Here is a 952-nt window from a genome sequence, read left to right as displayed (position 1 = left end):
TTCTACGTGTCCGATTTTGCTTAGTTGGCTACTTTCGTTTGGTATAACACTCCAAGGGCGTAAATTCGGATACAACGAATCCTACATATCAGTAATGACGTTTAGGTATCAGTTTACTAATTTATATCGTGACAAGTTGATTGCTGCGTTTAAATCTCGATCGATTTCATGACCGCATTCACATTTGTACAGTCGGTCTGATAGTTTTAAATCATTTTTCTTATTTCCACAACTTGAACACGTTTTAGAAGATGGGTACCATTTATCAGCTTCAACAAATTCAATCCCATATTTTTCACATTTATATTGAATTTGGCGTTTGAATTTACATAAACACTGCTTCGCAATCGCTTTTGAAAGGTGATTATTCTTCATCATTACCTTGATATTTATAGCTTCCATTACAATGCGATAAGGTTTGGTTTTCACGATCTCGCTCGTGGATTGATGAAGATGGTTTAGCCTGATATTTGACAACCTTCTATAGAATTGTTGTATCTTCTTTTCGATTTTTATAATGTTGCATGTTTTGACGAAACGGTGTCCCTCCTTATTCATTTCATATTTACGAGAAACTTGACGAAGCAACCTACGTAGGCGTTTCTCTACCCTTCTCACAGTGCTTGTTTTGTTAATATTTTTCTTCTTGGTTCCATCTGAACATACGGCTAAATCTTTTATCCCCACATCAATACCAAGTGAGACATTTGTCAATTCTACGATTGGTTTTGATTTTTCAACTCCAACAGAAATATACCAGTATTTCCCATCATGGCTAATTCTGGGATTATAGTATTTTTTATCTGATATACATTCAGAAACTATAACCCAACCGACTTTTTCAATCAACTTTCTTTCCTTTTACTTTCAACTTCACATTATCGTTATAAAAGGATGGTTTTGATTTTCTTTTACTTTTGAACCGTGGTTTTTCTGCTAACCCTTTAAAGAA

General features: G+C 34.3%; 1 pseudogene. It reads right to left on the bottom strand.

Annotation, left to right across the window (positions count from 1 at the left end):
- Nucleotides 1–108 precede the first annotated feature (108 nt).
- Nucleotides 109–952, bottom strand: a pseudogene (locus CN514_RS24300) (RNA-guided endonuclease InsQ/TnpB family protein); the annotation flags it as partial.

The sequence above is a fragment of the Bacillus sp. AFS001701 genome (genome assembly GCF_002559405.1).
Lineage (GTDB): Bacteria > Bacillota > Bacilli > Bacillales > Bacillaceae_G > Gottfriedia.
The sequence above is the reverse complement of the archived record's forward strand: the minus strand, read 5'-3'. Positions and strand labels throughout refer to the sequence as shown.